This window comes from Mediterraneibacter agrestimuris (assembly GCF_943193195.1).
GTDB classification, from domain to species: Bacteria; Bacillota; Clostridia; order Lachnospirales; family Lachnospiraceae; genus Schaedlerella; species Schaedlerella agrestimuris.
In genome coordinates this window covers 1-19,191 of record NZ_CALPDG010000045.1, presented here as the reverse complement: position 1 = coordinate 19,191, position 19,191 = coordinate 1, and the positions used below count along the sequence as shown (strand labels likewise).

Genomic DNA, 19,191 nt, shown 5'->3' with positions numbered 1-19,191 from the left:
GCATTTTTAAATAAAGTACAGGGAGGTTTCCAGATGATCAAATTAAAAAGTAACAAGACAAAAATGGGAGTGCTTTTATTTATCCTGCCGGCTCTTGCGATTTATTTGGTATTTCAGATTATACCGATTATCGGTTCTGTGTATTTTTCGTTAGTAAGTTGGAATGGTATAGCAGGATCGGCGCCGGAGTTTATAGGGCTTCAAAATTATATTTATGCTTTTAAGAGTCCTGATTTTATTTTATCTTTGAAAAATATGGCAAAAATGGTGATTGTCAGTGTGATTTTTCATACACCGATCGCACTTCTCATGGCAGTTGCGATTAATACAAAATGTAAAGGATATCGCTTGTTCAAAGCGCTGTTCTTTGTTCCGACAGTATTTCCTCTGACAGCAGTTGGTCTGATGTGGTATTTCATTTTTATGCCGACTGGTTCTTTTAATGCCCTTTTAGATGTAGTTGGTTTAAGTAATCTTGTAACCCCGTGGCTTGTAGATTCGTCTACTGCAATGAATACGATCGTATTTGTAAATATATGGGCAGGAGTCGGTTATTATATGGTTATTATTTTGGCAGGTCTTACAACGATTCCAGAAGATGTGTATGAAGCAGCAGCGATTGATGGGGCAACTTCTGTGAAACAGTTCTTTCAGATTACGATACCGATGTTAAAACCGATTTTATCTATGTGTATTTTAATGGATATCATAGGATCTGTAAAAGTGTTTGATCTTGTATTTGCCATGACAGGCGGAGGTCCGAATGGACTTACTAATCTGCCTACAACATTGATGTACAACGAGGCATTTAAATACAACCATTACGGTGTGGGCAGTGCGATCGGAATTATCATTATGCTGATCTGTATTGTGGGAACAGTGGGAAGTAATTTCATTACAAATCGGAAGAAGGATATTTAGGAGGGAGAAGACAGATGAAGAAAAGAATAAGTGGCCAGAAAATCATCATGTATATTTTGCTGCTTCTTACAGCGGCAATGTTTGCGGCGCCAATGATATTTACATTGCTGTCGTCTGTAAAAAATAAAGTAGAGATATTTACAAATCCGTTTGCACTTCCGGAAGTAGTTCAGTGGGGAAATTATGTAGAGGCATGGACAAATGCAAATATGAGTCAATATTTCCTGAACAGTGTGCTCCAGGCAGGCGCTACTGTTATTGTACTTGCTATCGTATCGTCTATGGCGGCATATGTATTATCCCGATTTCAATTTAAATGGAATAAAGCAATGCTGCTTTTCTTTATGGTTGGTATGATGGTTCCGGTTCATACGGTTCTTGTCCCGGTTTCTTATATCATTGGAGCATTTAATTTGAAAAACAATATACCGGCACTGATTATGATTTATGTAGCATTTAACTTACCTTTCAGTATATTAGTAGTAACAAATTTCATGAAAGGTGTTAACAAATCATTAGAAGAAGCAGCATTGATTGACGGAGCATCTTATTTCCAAATATACCGGTTTGTTATGCTCCCTATGACGGTTCCGGCACTTTCAACGATCTCTATCTTTAATTTCCTGGGTGCATGGAATAATATTTTGTTCCCATTATTGTTCATTAATGATAAGAAGTTAAAGCCGATCGCTCTTGGACTTCTGAATTTCAATGGAGAACGCGGAAGTGATTATGGTCCATTGATGGCTGCCATCGTTATTACTGTGGCAGTGCCGCTTATCATCTACTTATTATTCCAGGAAAAAGTAGAGGGCGGACTTGCGGCAGGTGCAGTAAAGGAATAATTGTATATGAAATCTCTAATATATAATGTTGCAGGCATCGTATCATATGCGGTCGGAATCTATTCATTTGCAACACCGCACCAGATTGCACCGGGAGGCGCCAGCGGAATCGCAATCCTTGTGAATTATGTAACCGGATGTCCTATTGGATTTTTTGTATTTGTGTTTAATATTCCGCTCTTAATAGTGATTCTTTGGAAAAAATATTATGAGAAGAGCTTTGTGTTCCGTACATTGGCGTCTACGGCATTGCTTTCCGTGGTGACGGACTTTGTAGTAGTACGGTTTCCGGTTTATCATGGGAATCCGCTTTTGGCAGCTATGTTCTGCGGCGCAATGATGGGAGCGGGGCTGGCTTTGGTACATATGGGGAATTCCAATACCGGGGGAATTTCACTCCTTGGATTAATTTTACAAAAATGTAATCCGCAATTTCCGGTAGGACAATGGATCGCAGGGTTGAACATAGGTGTTGTGATTGCTTCGGGATTTGTATACAGAAATATTGACAGTCTTTTATATGCGGTTGTGACGGTGTACATTTCAGGACTTTTTATGGATCAGATTTTAGAGGGCGCCGAGGCAAAAAATCTAATGATTGTTGTGGCACGTTCTACTGATAAAGTGCGTCAGGTCTTTTTGAACCGAAAAGACGGAGTTACAGTATTAAAAGGAGAAGGCGGTTATTCCAGTGAAGTACAACGTGTTGTACTTTGTGTAACGGAGAAAAAGGAATGTGATATTTTACAAAAAAAGATTCGTAAGGAAGACCCTGAAGCTTTGGTGATCGTAACAGAGGCAGAAAAGGTTATCGGGAAAGGGTTTAAACATTTGACTTAGAAGGGGGCAGACATGATAAAAATCGGTGAATATAAAAAGGGGATGCATCGCGTTTCATTTATACGTGAAAAAGTACAGCCATTTATTATGACTGGATATCAGGAAATAAGTATCCAGATGACGGAAGAAGGAGTGATTGAACTTTTTATAGGTACAGGAAAAAAAGAGATTACTCTTCGCAATGTAAAAGAACTTATGGCTTGTGCCGCAAAAAAAATGAAAACACTTCAAATTGCATCTTATCAGGCAGACGTAGCTCCTTTGATCTTGGATACAGATCTTTCCGGTATTCGTTTGGCGGTACAGGGAATCTATGAAGGAATTTATGAGGTGCACCTTCCAGGAGAAAAAGAGCCGGAACTTCCGGAGGTGACACTTGTAGGTGTGAATGCATCCCACCTGTCAGAAGCAGAAGACTTTTGTAAAGAAGGAAGTGTACTCGGGGAAGCACAGACATGGGTAAGACACATGGTAAATGCGCCGGGAAATCTGTTCCGTCCGATGGATTTTGCCAGAACTGTTTTAGGAAAAATGGAAACGGCACCAGTTTCCTGCGATCTTTTTGTATATAGTAAGCTGAACACAATGGGGATGCATGCTTTGACGAGTGTGGGAAAAAGCAGCGAGAATCCCCCATGCCTTCTCGTGATGAGATACGAGGGGAATCCCGGTGAGAAGGTGACCGGACTGGCAGGCAAAGGAGTAACTTGTGACACGGGAGGATATTGTCTGAAGTCTTCAGACTCTATGATGGGAATCAAGGGAGATATGGCAGCCGGTGCTGCTGTTGCCGCGGCGGTCTATGCGTTGGCTATGCAAAATGTGCCGGTGAACGTAGTGGGAGTTATTCCGATGTGTGAGAATCGGATCAGCACGTCTAGTCTTGTGCCAGGAGATGTGATTTCTTCTTACAGCGGAAAGAAAATCGAAATCTGCAACACAGATGCAGAGGGAAGATTGATTTTGGCAGATGCAGTTTCGTATTTGGTAAAAGAAGAAAAAATTGACCGTGTGCTGGATATTGCTACTTTAACGGGCGCTGTTGTAAATATGTTTGGATTTTCTACAGCAGGAACGCTTACGAACAGTGATACATTTTATAAAGAATTTGAAAAAGGCTTTGCAGCAAGCGGAGAACGCTACTGGAGACTTCCGGTTTATGAAGAACAGGAAAATATGCTGAAAAGTGATATCGCAGATATTAAAAATATGGGGCAGGATTATTGCGGAACGATTACAGCAGGTTTGTTTGTGCGCGCTTTTACGGAGGAAAAACCATGGATTCATGTGGACATTGCGGGAACCGCCTGGGTAGACAAGCAGTTGTATAAAGGGCAGCCTAAAGGAGCGACAGGAGCGGCTGTTACGACATTGTATCATATGATGAAGGAGAATGCATAGATGAAATGGTCAAAAGAAAGACTGGATAAAACGGAGCAGCAATATCTGCAATTGAAAGAAGAGATACCGGAATTGAGACAGGCTGTATATGCACGTGTGGAAAATGAGGATGAAGAGCTTGCATTTTTATTAAAATATTTGTACAGCCATATGCCACTGAGTGATGCCGTGGATTATCCTTATGACATGTTCCGTTCATTTGCAGAGCATGGCATAAAGATAAGAAAAGAAGTTACATGGAAGAGAAATCAGGAAATCCCGGAGGAACTCTTTTTGGATTATGTACTGTTTCATCGTGTGAACACAGAATCGCTGACTTTTTGCAGAGATATTTTTGCAGAATCGCTTTGGGAGCGCGTAAAAGGAAAGAAGATGGAAGAAGCCGTTTTAGAGACAAATTACTGGTGTGCTGAGGAGGCAACTTATCAGACCACAGATGAACGTACTATTTCTGCGGAGGGGGTATTCCGGGGAGCTGTCGGAAGGTGCGGGGAAGAATCAGTTTTTACAGTGAATGCGCTTCGCAGTATTGGGATTCCGGCGCGACAGGTGTATGCTCACCGATGGGCTCACTGCGATGATAACCATGCATGGGTGGAAGTATGGTGCGGCAGTGAATGGCATTTTTTCGGGGCATGTGAGCCGGAAGAAATATTAGACCGCGGCTGGTTTTTGAATGCTTCCTCCAGAGCTATGATGGTTCACTCGAGATTATTTGGAGCGCAGGAAGCAGATGGGGAAGTTATTGAAAAGAACGGAATTACTGCAGGCGCCAGTCAGTTAAAGCGCTATGCCAAAACGGTAATGGTCACGGTATATGTTAAAGATGAAGCAGGAAATGCTGTGGAAAATGCAGAAGTATCTTTTTCGCTTTTAAATTATGCAGAATTGGTTCCGATTGCATATAAACGGACCAATCAGGCGGGAAAGACCACATTAGAGACTGGGAAGGGCAGTTTGTATGTTTCAGTGGGAGACGGTGAGAATTTTGCCGAACAGGTTATCGATGCTGCAAAAACAACAGACTGTGTACTGATACTTCATAAAGAGCAGAAATCTGGATGCTGGAAAGAATTTGATATGAATGCTCCACTTGGTCAAACTATGCATACTGTGAAATTAACAGATGAGCAGAAGCAGATTGGAAAGAAGAAGTTTGAAGCAGCAGTTGCAAAGCGTCTTCAAAAGGTATCTTTATTTCCGGCAGAAGAGAAAGGATGTGCATTACATTTCAGCAGAGGTAATTCACAGGAAATCCTAAAGTTTCTGGAAAGTTCTGTCGGAACAAAGGAAGAAAAAGATTGGATACTTTCCCAGCTTAGTATCAAAGATTTCCGCGATGTGAAAGCAGAGATTTTGGAGGAACATCTTTTTTGCGCACTATCTTATAAGAATGACTATGAAAAAGAAATTTTTGTTTCCTATATTTTGAGTCCGAGGATTTTTATCGAATCTCTGGGAAAATATCGAATAAAAATAAAATCTGTATTTTCAGAAGAAGAAAAACATGTCTTTCAAAAACAGCCGGAACTAATCTGGGAATGGATTCAGATACATATTCGAGAAGTGAATAACAGAGAATATCAGGAAATTTTCACAACACCGTCAGGATGCATGGAATATCGAATGGGAACATTGATTTCTAAGAAACTCCTGTTTGTGGCAATTGCGAGAACTTTTGGAATTCCGTCAAGGCTGGATTCGATTACAAGGCGGATGCAGTATTGGAAGGAAGGGCGTTTCTTTACAGTACAAACAGAAGAAAGAACAGGAAAGACAGGGAAGATAGATATTTTCGGAGCAGATGATACACATTGGGTGTATATGCAGAATTGGACGATCGCAAAGAAAAACCAGGATAACGTATGGCAGACTTTACAAATAGGGGAAGGATATCAAGGAAATATTGCAATAGAGTCAGAGCCGGGTTATTATCGTATACTTACGAGCAATCGTCTGCCGAATGGAAATCAGTTTGCTTCCAAAAAGGAATTCTGTTTAAAAGAGGGAGAGGAACAACAAATTGCAATTTCTCTTCGGGCAGCAAAACTGGAGGAAATGTTAAATCAAACACCATTGGAAACGTTTTTTGTACTTGATGCATATGAGCAGAAAGTACCGGCTGAGAAGTTTGTACAACAAGGTATGCAGTTATTCATATGGGCAGAAGTGGGGAAAGAACCTACAGAGCATATTTTTAACGAAATGCTGGAAAGACAGAAAGAGTTTGCAGTCTTTGAAAATACAATAAATGTGATTCTTCGTAATGCCTCGGATGTGAAAGACCCTACGTTTGAAAAAACGGTAATGGCATTGCCGAATATCCGGATATATTACGATCATGAACATGAAAATATAAATGTACTGGCGAGAAGAATGTACGGCGATCCAGATAAGCTTCCGTTAATTTTAGTGGTAGATGAGGAACAAAGAGGACTTTATGCAGCCAGCGGATATAATGTAGGAACGGGAGATATGCTGCTTCGTATTCTGAAGCATTACAGTAACAGTTCAGCCCAGGACTTTGCACTGGCTGCAAAGTCCGTGAAATAACGTATAGGCAGAGATGCATCAAGCCACCACGAAGTGGTTTTACATGGCTTGATGCCTGTAACAGGAAGCCGAAGGCTGAACTGTTACGCATTACAAAAGGCCAGGAGGAAGAAACCTTGAATAATTTGTTGAAAATATGGTATAAACAACCGGCAGAGAATTGGGAAGATGAAGCGCTTGCATTAGGAAACGGATATATGGGTGCTCTGGTGTTCGGAGGTCTGCGAACAGAAAAAATTCATATCAACGAAAAGACGGTTTGGAAAGGCGGACCATCAGCACAGACTTCTTACCGTTATGGAGCAACGAATCCTGTGGATACAAAAGCGGATCTGGAAAAGATTCAGGCAGACTTAGATGCGATCCGTAAAAAGCTGGATGATAAATCTGAATATGTTTTTGGCTTTGCCGGGGATTCATATCAGGCATGCGGAACCGATACAAAGGGTGAGCCAATGGATTGGCTGAATCGTCTGATGGGGGATTTGACTGGCTATGATGCGCCGCAGGATTACGCAAATATTTTTTTTGTGCAAGAAGCGCTTGATGAAAAACAGGTCACGAATTATGTGCGGGATCTTGATCTTCGCACCGGAGTTGCAACAGTTCGATATGACGCTGATGGCGTACACTATACAAGAGAAATGTTTACTAGTTATCCGGATAAGGTCATGGCTGTCCGGTGGAGCACAGACAGGAAGGGTATGTTAAGTACATGTGTACAGTTGGAAGACGTGACGGGCGGAAATGAATTAAATACTGTACAGGGTGATACGATTATTATGAAAAGCACGCTGAGAGACAATGGACTGCAGGCAGAATCACTGTTGAAAGTTGTGGCAGAGGGAGGTACGATGACAGCGTGTGATAATGCAATTTCTGTTACAAAGGCGGATCAGATTACATTTTATTATGTCTGCGGGACAGACTATAAAATGGAATTGCCTTCATTCTGCGGCGAACATCCGCATGCTGCGCTTTCTGCCTGCCTTGCACAGGCAGCCTTGAAAGGATATGAAAGTTTAAAAGAAAATCATATTCGTGATCATGCCGCTTTATTTTCCCGTCTGGAATTGGGTCTTGGAGAAGAGATCCCGGATGTTCCGACAGACGAATTGATCAGAAAATACCGTGATTTGGCAGAACATAATGGGGATTGCCTACTGACCGAGCAGGAACAACGCGCGTTGGAAGTTATCTGTTATCAATTTGGACGTTATCTTACGATTGCAGGATCTCGTGCGGGAGCACTTCCGACCAATCTTCAGGGGGTCTGGGGAGAGGGAGAATTTGAATGGGGCGGAGACTATCATTTTAATATTAATGTTCAGATGAATTATTGGCCAACGATGGCAGCTAATCTGGCGGAGTGTCATATACCATATAATGAATATCTGCATGTGCTGCGGGAAGCAGGAAGAGAAGCAGCAGCGGCAGCTTTTGGGATCAAAAGTGAAGAAGGTGAAGAGAATGGCTGGCTCGTAGGATGCTTTAGTACTCCGTATATGTTCAATGCAATGGGACAGAAAAATAATGCGGCAGGCTGGAATCCGATAGGATCTGCATGGGCATTGCTGAATGCGTATGAGTATTATTTGTATACAGGAGACAGGGAATACTTAGAAGCAGATTTGTACCCGTCGATGAAAGAAGTGGCAGATTTCTGGTCAGAGGCACTTTACTGGAGTGACTATCAACAACGATATGTGTCGGCACCGTCGTATTCACCGGAAAACGGACCTATTGCAAATGGGGTTTCTTATGATCAGCAATTTATCTGGCAGCATTTTGAAAACACGATTCAATCTGCAAAAATTCTGGGTATAGATGAGGATTCTATTGTAAAATGGCGAGAAAAGCAATCCAGATTAAGTCCCATTTTAATAGGGAAAGATGGGCAGATTAAAGAGTGGTATGAGGAAACAAGAATCGGGTATGCACAAGCGGGAGAGCTTTCGGAAGCACCGATTCCGCAATGGCGGCAAAGCCTTGGAGCAGAACAGAACGGAATCCAGCCCCCTCACAGACATTTATCACACCTGATGGCGCTATATCCATGCAATATGATTCATAAGGAACAAACGGAATATATGGATGCTGCAATCGTGACATTGAAAGAAAGAGGACTAGACGCAACTGGGTGGTCCAAGGCTCATAAGCTGAATCTGTGGGCACGTGCAGGTCATGCGGAAGAAGCGTTTCAAATTATTCAGTCAGCTATCGGAGGCGGGAATTCCGGATTTTTGACAAATTTATTTTCTTCTCACGGCGGTGGGATAAATTATAAGGAATATCCGATCTTCCAGATTGATGGAAACTTTGGATATACAGCTGGTGTGAACGAAATGCTTTTACAAAGTCATACAGGAACAATGCAGCTATTGCCTGCTCTTCCCAAAGAGTGGAAGAACGGATTTATAAAAGGAATCGTTGGCAGGGGAAACTTTGTGCTTGATTTACAGTGGATGGATGGTGTGCTTCAGAATGTGGATATTGTATCCTTAAATGGAGAAAAATGGACCGGGGAATATAATAATCTTTCACAGTATAAGGTATTTGATATGAATGGAGATGAGGTGGTGTTCGAGACATACACAAATAATAAGATTGCTTTCCAGACTGAGAAAGGTGGAAAGTATGAGATTAGATTTGCGGAAAACAGCAATGTTTAATTAAGAAAAAAGCGAAGAAGCGATACGTCTGTGGACTTGGATTAAGAGTGTATAGAAAATTTAAAAATCAGGGGAAACTTTAGGAAAAAGTCTCCCCTGATTTTTAGGTATGACGGGATAGTAGACAAGAGCTGTCTTATTCTTGATTCTATAAAAGAATAATTTTTTAAAAGTTTTATTTTTTCTTTATTCTTGTTGTGTTTAAGATCAATCCAAGGAATGCCAGTCCGATCAGCATCCATGTTGCAAATACAACAGTACCTCTTTGGCTGAACATATCATAATACCCCTTCAGGTAGATGACAACCACGATCCACGGAAGTATATAGGTCATATATCCGCGGATCTTAGCCGGGAACTTCATGCCGTTGCCTGAGTTCGCTTCTTTTATGAAGTTATTCCATCCCCAGCCATTTTTATGCGTACAGAACATCAGGTATACGACAGATCCGAGGGGCAGGATATTGTTGGATACAAGGAAGTCCTCCAAGTCCATAATATTCGTTCCTGCGCCGAGTGGCTGGATGCCGGACAATACATTGAAGCCGAGAATACATGGAAGGCTTAACAAGGCGATCGCGACAATGTTGATTCCCACCGCTTTGCGTCTGCTCCAGTGGAACAGATCCATACCGAAGGATACTATATTTTCAAATACACCGACAATTGTTGACAGTGCCGCAAAGAACAGAAAGAGGAAGAATAAAGCTCCCCAGAACCGTCCGCCTGCCATCTGTGTAAAGATATTCGGCAGTGTAATGAATACAAGCCCCGGTCCGGCAGCCGGTTCTACACCATAGGCAAAGCATGCCGGAATGACGATCAGACCGGCGGTCATTGCGACAAAGGTATCCAGAAGGACAATGCTGACAGATTCCCCGGTGAGAGAGCGGGACTTGTTCAGATAGCTTCCGAAGATTGCCATACCGCCCATACCGATGCTCAGTGTGAAGAAAGCCTGACTCATAGCTCCGAATACGACATTGCCGATTCCATTGTCAAGCATTCGATGAAAATCAGGAATCAGATAAAAACGAAGTCCTTCAGCGGAACCAGGCAGGGTAACAGAGCGGACCGCAAGCACGACCATAATTCCGAGCAGACAGAGCATCACTACTTTCATGACTTTTTCCACGCCATTTTGAAGACCGATGGAGCAGATTCCGAAAGCGATCAGAATCACAAGGAAGGTCCAGAAAATCAGGACACCCGGATTCTGTGTCATGGAATCGAATTTTGCGGCAATCTGTTCTGTTGAGGTGCTGACAAATTCACCGCTTGCCATGCGGTAACAGTAGTACAGCATCCAGCCGCCTACCATGGAATAAAACATAACAAGAATATAGTTACCGAAAATACCAAGCCAGCGGATGGTATGCCATCTGGAGTTTTCAGGCTCCAGTACGTTGTAAGATGTTGCGATACTTTTCTGGCTGGCACGTCCTACGCTGAATTCACAGACAATGATCGGAAGTCCGAGAATGGCAAGGAAAACCAGATAAACCAGAATAAATGCGGCGCCGCCGTACATTCCTGCCATGTAGGGGAACTTCCATACGTTTCCCAGTCCGATCGCACAGCCTGCGGACACAAGAATGAAGCCTAAACGACTTCCGAACTTTTCTCTCTTCATAATATAGATAACTCCTTTACATTTGGTTTCATGCTTTATACTTTAAAACTTTAATCCAGCATAGTAACGATTGTACCACATTTGACTTGCTGTTGTATACAATTTATGTTAAAATTATTGGCAGAAAATCGGAGATTATTTTGAGGAGGAAACTATGGAAAACGAAACAGTTTCAAAAAATTTTATTGAGCAGGAGATAGATAAAGATTTAGCAGAAGGCATATATGATCATGTCTGTACACGATTTCCGCCGGAACCGAACGGATATCTGCATATTGGACATGCCAAGTCTATTCTGTTAAATTATGGACTTGCACAGAAATATAATGGAGAGTTCCATATGCGGTTTGATGATACGAACCCGACAAAAGAGAAGATGGAGTTCGTGGAGTCTATTAAGGAAGATATTCAATGGCTGGGTGCAGACTGGAAGGATCATCTGTATTTTGCATCCGATTATTTTGATGAGATGTACGAATGTGCTGTGAAGCTGATCAAGAAAGGCAAGGCATTTGTCTGTGATTTATCGGCAGAAGAAATTCGTGAGTACCGAGGCACTCTGACAGAGGGGGGTAAAGAAAGCCCTTATCGTAACCGCAGTGTAGAAGAGAATCTGCAGATGTTTGAGGATATGCGTGCAGGTAAGTACAAAGATGGTGAAAAGGTACTGCGTGCGAAAATTGATATGAATTCACCGAACATCAACATGCGTGATCCGGTGATTTACCGTGTGGCTCATATGTCTCATCATAATACAGGCGATAAGTGGTGTATTTACCCGATGTATGACTTTGCACATCCAATAGAGGATGCCATTGAGAAGATTACACATTCCATCTGCACACTGGAGTTTGAGGATCACAGACCATTGTATGACTGGGTAGTAAGGGAATGTGAATATGAGATGCCGCCCCGCCAGATTGAGTTTGCCAAGATGTATGTGACCAATGTGGTAACGGGAAAGCGCTATATTAAGAAGCTGGTCGAGGATAAGATCGTAGACGGGTGGGACGACCCGCGTCTGGTGTCCATTGCAGCCCTGAGAAGAAGAGGCTTTACACCGGAGTCTTTGAAGATGTTTATTGATATGTGCGGTGTATCCAAAGCTCAGAGTTCTGTAGATTATGCAATGCTTGAGTATTGTATCCGCGAGGACTTGAAGCTTAAGAAGTCACGTATGATGGCGATTCTGGATCCAATTAAGCTGGTGATCGATAATTATCCGGAAGGAGAAATGGAATATCTGGATGTGCCGAACAATCTGGAAAATGAAGAGCTTGGTACAAGAAAGGTTCCGTTCTGCCGTGAACTGTATATTGAGAGAGACGACTTTATGGAAGAACCGCCGAAGAAATATTTCCGTCTCTTCCCGGGCAATGAAGTTCGTCTGATGTCCGCATATTTTGTGAAATGTGAGAGCTTTGTAAAGGATGAGAACGGTAAGGTGACAGAAGTACACTGTACGTATGATCCGGAGACAAAAAGCGGAAGCGGATTCACCGGAAGAAAGGTTAAGGGAACGATTCACTGGGTAGCAGCACCGTATGCACAGAAGGCAGAGGTTCGCCTGTATGAGAACCTGATTGATGAAGAAAAAGGTGTATATAATAAAGAAGATGGCTCCCTGAACCTGAATCCAAACTCACTGATTGTTTTGAAAGATTGTTTTGTAGAGCCGAGCTTTACAGATGCTAAGGCTACCGACAGCTTCCAGTTTGTAAGAAACGGTTATTTCTGTATCGATGTAAAGGACTCTGCGCCAGATGCATTGGTATTTAACCGGATTGTATCTTTGAAGAGTTCTTTCAAACTGCCAAAATCTAAATAAAGAAAAAGATAATAGAGCCTGAGCCTACCCTAATAAGAGTGGTTTGGGCTTTTCGAATGAAAAGAGAGAAGACAGATGAATGAATTGACGATTAGTCTGGATACAAAATCAAGAACACCTTTGTATGAGCAGATTTATCAATATATCAAAGAAGAGATCCAGAACGGACGGATTCCCAGCGGCGAAAAACTTCCGTCTACGAGAGCTTTATGCCATTTTTTAGAAGTCAGCAGAAGTACTGTAGAGCTTGCATACGAGCAGCTTCTGTCAGAGGGATATATTGAGGCAGTACCATACCGGGGATATTTTGTATCTGAATTAGAAGGACTGTATCAGTTAAAACCTCAAAAGAGGACTGTGTCAGAAAATACGGCTGAAAAAAAAGAAACTTATCGTTTTGATTTCTCACCAAACGGAGTGGATTTGAACAGCTTTCCTTATAATGCGTGGCGGAAGCTGACCAAGGAATGTCTCGTGGATGACAGGGCAGAACTGTTCCGGTTGGGGCACCCTCAGGGAGAATGGGGGCTTCGCAATGCGATCAGCAATTATCTTCACCAGGCGCGGGGGGTCAATTGTACACCGGAGCAGATTGTTGTAGGAGCGGGAAATGATTATCTGCTGATGCTTTTGTCTACGGTAATCGGAAAGAACCATAAGGTTGCATTGGAGAATCCGACCTATCGGCAGGCCTACCGTTTGTTTGAAAATCTTTCCTACGAGGTATGTACTGTTGATATGGACAAATGGGGAATGCAGATATCTGAGCTGACACAGTCTCAGGCAGATATTGTTTTTGTGATGCCGTCACATCAGTATCCGCTGGGAATCGTAATGCCGGTCAAGAGGCGGATGGAATTGCTGCGCTGGGCATCAGAAGAAGGAAGGTATATTATTGAAGACGATTATGACAGTGAGTTTCGTTATAAAGGAAAGCCGGTTCCGGCATTGCAGGGTTATGATAATCATGAGAAGGTGATTTATATCGGGACATTTTCCAAGTCCATTGCTCCCGCGATCCGAATGAGTTATCTTGTACTTCCGACAAGTCTTCTGGAAATATATCAGAAAAAAAGCAGTTTTTTAAGCTCTACTGTTTCTCGGGTAGATCAGTTGATCTTGCAGAAATTTATCGAAGAGGGCTATTATGAGCGTCATCTAAATAAGACAAGGGCTCTGTACAAGAGCCGGCACGATACACTGCTGAATGCTTTAAAAGGAGTGGAGCCGACTGTGCAGATATCAGGAGAGAATGCCGGAGTGCACTTGCTTTTGACATTTCATAATGGGATGAAGGAAGAAGAGCTGATTGCCGCTGCAAAAAAAGCAGGGATTAAAGTATATGGTCTGTCAGGGTATTATGTTGCATTAAAGCCCTCGACTCCTGCTACAATTTTGCTCGGATATGCAAATATGAGAGAAGAGAGCATTGATGAAGCTGTGAAAACATTAAAAGAAGTGTGGGGATTATAATTGTTATCAATGTGTATACATGGATTGTTATTACACGAGATGATAGTAAAAATCGAGAGGAAATATGTGGGGATTCCCTCTCGCTTCTGTTGCCATGCATGTGATAAAACAGTCCGGTGGACTGTTTTGAGTAGGTATGCATGTTTACTGTAATTTAATTATTTTATGTGAAAAAGCTGGATGGACGGATTACTCGGGATTTCAGATATATTTTTCAATGGATTTTATTTTATATAGAGACATCTGTTTTGTCAGAAGCTTCTTTTATGGTTTCTTCCATTGCTTCTGTATCTGTTTCAGGAGAAGCTTTTTTTAAAGGTACATATTCACGTTCTACTGCCTGAAGGTCAGAATCCAGATCAAAATCTTCATCTTCCCGTTCAGAGTCAAATGTATTCTCATCTGCTTTGTTCTTGCAGAAGAATGTGATGAAGAGACCGATAGCGGCTCCGATAGCGGCGATGACTGCGAGGCATTTTAAAACTTTTTTCATAGTGAAGTACTCCCTTCTAAATGTATGTCTTTACTTTAAGTTTTTATTTTAATTTTAACTATTTATCATTTTAATACTTTTTGAGATGAATTACAACATATTTCCATTTCCAAATTTCGTCAAAAGGTAACAGTTCATTGAAAAGTCGCCTAGCGGCGAGGGGCTGGATGTCTGAAATCACAGCTTTATTGGCCGGATGCCTTGCAGCGGGGTGCAAGGCACCGTGAACCGTAATGGCGGATTCTATTTTCCCAGCACACATTTTTACGGAGTTTTCAGCAAGTGCAAACTCCTATGTTGAACTGTTACTGTCAAAAATTTTTCTAAGGAAATTTTAAGGTTGCGAATGTTGTCGGAACGGGGAAAGTGTGATACACTATGTGGTATTCAATTGAAGGGAAGTAAATTCTATGGAATCTAAAGCGGCAAAAAAAGCGAAGAAAGGATTTTTAAGCATTGTGTTTAGCCGGACGGCGCTGATTCTGTTACTTATATTGTTACAGCTTGGCATGATGTTTGTACTGGCAACTAAGCTAAGCGATTATGCGATCTATGTATATGGTTTGCAGACGGTCATTCAGGCAGGCGTGATTATTTATATTTTTAATCAAAAGGGAAATCCGGAGTCCAGCCGTACATGGATTCTTCTTGTATTGCTTATACCTGTTTTCGGATGTCTGTTTTATATTTATGTCCAGATGGAATTTGGTACGAAGTATGTGGGAGAGCGATTGGGAAGAATACAAATGGCAACGTGGCCGTATCTGTCAGAGCGGACAGAAATCGTGGATGAACTGCGGGTAAGCAAGCCTGCTAATGCAAATCTGGCTTATTATATGCAAAAGCAGCTTCATTTTCCTACCTATCGTAATACGAAAGCTCTCTATTTTCCGAATGGACAGGCAAAGTTTAAAGTGATGCTGGAGAAGCTGAAAAATGCAAGAAAGTATATTTTTCTGGAGTATTTTATTGTAGCGGAAGGATATATGTGGGATTCCATTCTGGATGTGTTGAAGAAAAAAGCGGCAGAGGGAGTAGAAGTACGCTTTATGTATGACGGCATGAACAGTATTTCCAATCTTCCTTATAATTATCCCAAGAAAATCCGGCGTTACGGAATTAAGTGCAAAATGTTCAGTCCGATCCGTCCTATTCTGACAACTACGCAGAACAACCGTGACCATCGTAAAATTTGTATTATTGACGGTGAATATGGATTTACAGGCGGGATTAATCTGGCGGATGAGTATATAAACAAAATAGAACGGTTTGGCTATTGGAAAGATACGGCAGTTATGTTGGAAGGGGAAGCGGTACAAAGTTTGACGATGATGTTTCTGCAAATGTGGAATGTCACTGAATACAAACCGGAGGATTATGGCAGATACTTGACAAAACGTCTGCCGGAAATGAAGCGGGAGCTGGGATATATGATTCCTTATGGAGACAGTCCTTTCGACCATGAAGATGTAGGTAAAGAAGTATATGTTCATATTTTGAATCATGCAAAGAAATATGTACATATTATGACTCCGTATCTGATTTTAGACAGTGAGATGACGGATGCGCTGGCAAGAGCTGCGAAGAGCGGAATTGATGTGGCTATCATTATGCCTCATATACCGGATAAATGGTATGCATTTGCAGTTGCGAAAACTCATTATAAAGAGTTGATTCAGGCTGGTGTGAAAATATATGAGTTTATACCGGGATTTGTACATGCAAAGATATTTGTATCCGACAATGATACGGCGACTGTCGGTACGATTAATCTGGATTACCGCAGTCTGTACCTGCATTTTGAATGCGGCGTATTTATCTATAATAATCCGGTTGTGCGGGATGTAGAGACTGATTTTCAGAATACATTGAAAAAATGTCACAGGATTTCCATTACGGATTTGAAGAAAATCAATCCGTTTATGTTGCTCTGCGGAAGAGTATTGAGGTTGATAGCGCCGCTAATGTAATTGTATTTTTTATTTACATCCAAAAAAAACTGTAGTATAATTCCGAATGTATTTTTTAGTAACAGTTCAGCCATGCACAAATCTACAAAAACGAATTGGTAAGCTTGCTTACAACAAGACGTTTTTGTCGCATGCTTGGCAGCCAATTCGAGCTGTTATGGCTGAACTGTTACATTTTTTAAGGTTTGTAAAAACTTTGAAAATAAGACTTAACAGTATGAATCATATTTTCAAGGCGCAGATGCGAGGAGGATTTGGAAATGGTAAAAGCAGTAGTTGGAGCAAATTGGGGCGATGAGGGAAAAGGCAAGATTACAGATATGCTTGGAAAGGAAGCAGACATTATTGTTCGTTTTCAGGGCGGAGCCAATGCAGGACACACGATCATCAACAATTATGGGAAATTTGCACTGCATACATTGCCGTCAGGTGTGTTTTATGAACACACAACAAGTGTGATCGGAAATGGAGTGGCGCTGGATATACCGACGTTGTTTGGAGAAATACAGTCTGTTGTCGGACAGGGGGTTCCGACTCCGAAGATTCTTGTATCAGACCGTGCGCAGATCGTGATGTCTTATCATAAACTGTTTGATGCATATGAAGAAGAACGCCTGGCAGGGAAGTCTTTCGGTTCTACAAAATCAGGGATCGCACCGTTTTATTCCGATAAATTTGCAAAAATCGGGTTTCAGGTAAGCGAACTGTTTGATGAAGAACTGCTGAAAGAAAAGGTGGTTCGGATTGCAGAGCAGAAGAATGTCATTCTGGAGCATTTGTACCACAAACCACTTCTGAATCCGGAAGATTTATATAAAGAATTACAGGGATATAAGGAAATGATCGCGCCATATGTGTGTGATGTATCTTTGTTCCTTCATAATGCACTGAAGGAAGGAAAGAGTATTCTTCTGGAGGGACAGCTTGGTTCTCTGAAGGATCCGGATCATGGTATTTATCCGATGGTAACTTCTTCATCCACGCTGGCAGCTTACGGTGCAATCGGCGCAGGTATTCCGCCTTATGAGATTAAGCAGATCATCACAGTGTGTAAGGCATATTCCAGTGCGGTCGGTGCGGGCGCATTTGTCAGTGAAATCTTTGGTGAAGAAGCAGATGAATTGAGAAGGCGCGGCGGAGATGGCGGAGAGTACGGTGCAACTACAGGCCGTCCGAGACGTATGGGATGGTTTGACTGTGTTGCTTCTAAATACGGCTGCCGTATGCAGGGAACAACAGACGTGGCGTTTACTGTATTGGATGTACTTGGATATCTGGATGAGATTCCGGTATGTGTCGGGTATGAGATCAACGGCGAGGTGACTACAGACTTCCCTGTTACACATCTTCTTGAGAAGGCAAAGCCGGTGTGTGAGAAACTTCCAGGATGGAAATGTGATATCCGTGGGATTAAGAAGTACGAGGAACTGCCGGAGAACTGCCGGAAATATATTGAGTTTGTGGAAGCACAGATCGGATATCCGATTACGTTTATCAGCAACGGACCGGGAAGAGATGATATTATTTATCGAAAGTAATTGAGAAGAAATACAGAGATAAGGGAAATTGACACTTGAAATAGAGTGTCTTTTTCTATATTATGAAGTTAACAAGCGAGAGGATAAGAATATTCCTAACATAATAATTATAAAGTCAAGTTTTCAGGCGAAGTTTGAAAGGAAGTGTAAAAATGGCAGCTTCAAATATTAAAGAAATTATCAGCAGTGATATTTATATAATGTAATATTCATAAGGGGTATGAATAAGTAGGGGGGGAGATAATAGAAAGTGTAAATTCTTCATAAAATATCTGACAAAATTTTTGTTGGATTTAAATATTTGGACATAAAACAGTCACATTTTGTGAATAGAATGTAATTGTGCCGGAAAGGAAATCGGATATGAAAAGGCGGAATGTGTATTATATATGTGATTTGAAAATTTTCGGTATATTTTCAGGAGGGTGGTCATAGGTTTATAAAGTTGAGTATAAAAGATGAAAAGGAGGTATTTTTTATGCGACAGAACATAAATGGAGATCGGCAGGGAATGATTTCAATCGAAGAATACCTGCGGAAAAGAAGTTTGATCAGAGAGAAGGAGAACAGAAGAAAAAGCAGCAGCGCCAGTCAAAAAAGCCTGTGTGGAGAAGCTGTGGAGCTGGCAGAGCTTTATATCTGAAATCAGTTTTCTTCCTGATTTTGATTTCTTAGGCGGCAGAACAGAAGAAATCCATACAGAAGAACCGGAATCAGAATGGTAGCGCCGATGGAGGCTGTTAAAAGATCGTTGGTGAGCGGTGAATCAATCAGTGCAAAAACGAGCGTACTTATGTAAAGAAGCAGGAGTAATATAGCGCCTGTCAGTGCTGAAATTCGTTTTATTTTGTTCATGGGGAAAGCTCCTTCCATAGAATGATGATGTTTTATTGCTATTATATATAATTTTTTCTGAAAATACAACTGATGCTTGCAGATAGAGTAATAGAAAAATGTAACAGTTCAGCCATAACAGCTCGAATTGGCTGCCAAGCATGCGACAAAAACGTCCAGTGGACGTTTT

The 19,191-nt window shown here is 41.6% G+C and carries 14 protein-coding genes; 11 read left to right on the top strand and 3 right to left on the bottom strand.

All coding sequences use genetic code 11. The features are described from left to right. Positions 1-33 precede the first annotated feature (33 nt). From NFS18_RS16065 to NFS18_RS16040, 6 genes are all read left to right on the top strand, one after another. Positions 34-921, top strand: coding sequence for a carbohydrate ABC transporter permease (locus NFS18_RS16065; RefSeq protein WP_251392157.1), 888 nt, complete (start codon positions 34-36; stop codon positions 919-921). Between the two features lie 14 nt (positions 922-935). Further along, positions 936-1,766, top strand: coding sequence for a carbohydrate ABC transporter permease (locus NFS18_RS16060; protein WP_251392155.1), 831 nt, complete (start codon positions 936-938; stop codon positions 1,764-1,766). A 6-nt stretch (positions 1,767-1,772) separates the two neighbouring features. Further along, positions 1,773-2,606 carry a YitT family protein gene (locus tag NFS18_RS16055; RefSeq protein WP_251392154.1) on the top strand — a complete coding sequence of 278 codons (834 nt, stop codon included), beginning with the start codon at positions 1,773-1,775 and terminating at the stop codon, positions 2,604-2,606. Between the two features lie 12 nt (positions 2,607-2,618). Beyond that, positions 2,619-4,007, top strand: coding sequence for a leucyl aminopeptidase family protein (locus NFS18_RS16050; protein WP_251392152.1), 1,389 nt, complete (start codon positions 2,619-2,621; stop codon positions 4,005-4,007). Beyond that, entirely contained in the window at positions 4,008-6,560 is a 2,553-nt protein-coding gene (locus NFS18_RS16045) for a transglutaminase domain-containing protein (RefSeq protein WP_251392150.1), read from the top strand. It begins immediately after the preceding gene. Between the two features lie 116 nt (positions 6,561-6,676). After that, positions 6,677-9,232 carry a glycoside hydrolase family 95 protein gene (locus tag NFS18_RS16040; protein ID WP_251392149.1) on the top strand — a complete coding sequence of 852 codons (2,556 nt, stop codon included), beginning with the start codon at positions 6,677-6,679 and terminating at the stop codon, positions 9,230-9,232. Between the two features lie 175 nt (positions 9,233-9,407). Here the strand turns inward: NFS18_RS16040 and NFS18_RS16035 are convergent, their stop codons facing one another. Further along, entirely contained in the window at positions 9,408-10,865 is a 1,458-nt protein-coding gene (locus tag NFS18_RS16035; protein ID WP_251392147.1) for a sodium-dependent transporter, read from the bottom strand. A gap of 154 nt (positions 10,866-11,019) precedes the next feature. Between NFS18_RS16035 and NFS18_RS16030 the strand changes: the two genes are divergently transcribed. Then, a complete protein-coding gene (locus tag NFS18_RS16030; RefSeq protein WP_251392145.1) occupies positions 11,020-12,693 on the top strand; it encodes a glutamine--tRNA ligase/YqeY domain fusion protein in 1,674 nt (557 codons plus the stop codon). 75 nt (positions 12,694-12,768) lie between these two features. Beyond that, positions 12,769-14,166, top strand: coding sequence for a MocR-like pyridoxine biosynthesis transcription factor PdxR (gene pdxR, locus NFS18_RS16025; RefSeq protein WP_251392138.1), 1,398 nt, complete (start codon positions 12,769-12,771; stop codon positions 14,164-14,166). A gap of 229 nt (positions 14,167-14,395) precedes the next feature. Here pdxR and NFS18_RS16020 read toward each other — a convergent pair whose 3' ends face one another. Further along, positions 14,396-14,659, bottom strand: coding sequence for a hypothetical protein (locus tag NFS18_RS16020; protein ID WP_251392136.1), 264 nt, complete (start codon positions 14,657-14,659; stop codon positions 14,396-14,398). A gap of 410 nt (positions 14,660-15,069) precedes the next feature. Here NFS18_RS16020 and cls point away from each other — a divergent pair, with 410 nt between their 5' ends. From cls to NFS18_RS16005, 3 genes are all read left to right on the top strand, one after another. Further along, a complete protein-coding gene (cls, locus tag NFS18_RS16015; RefSeq protein ID WP_251392134.1) occupies positions 15,070-16,629 on the top strand; it encodes a cardiolipin synthase in 1,560 nt (519 codons plus the stop codon). Between the two features lie 260 nt (positions 16,630-16,889). Next, the gene (locus NFS18_RS16010; RefSeq protein ID WP_251392132.1) at positions 16,890-18,167 is read left to right on the top strand and encodes an adenylosuccinate synthase; all 1,278 of its coding nucleotides are present in this window, start codon (positions 16,890-16,892) and stop codon (positions 18,165-18,167) included. A gap of 478 nt (positions 18,168-18,645) precedes the next feature. After that, positions 18,646-18,810, top strand: a complete 165-nt coding sequence (locus NFS18_RS16005) for a hypothetical protein (protein WP_251392130.1) — start codon at positions 18,646-18,648, stop codon at positions 18,808-18,810. A gap of 2 nt (positions 18,811-18,812) precedes the next feature. Here NFS18_RS16005 and NFS18_RS16000 read toward each other — a convergent pair whose 3' ends face one another. Then, on the bottom strand, positions 18,813-19,022 hold the full coding sequence (locus tag NFS18_RS16000; protein WP_251392128.1) for a hypothetical protein: 210 nt from the start codon (positions 19,020-19,022) through the stop codon (positions 18,813-18,815). Between the last annotated feature and the right edge of the window lie 169 nt (positions 19,023-19,191).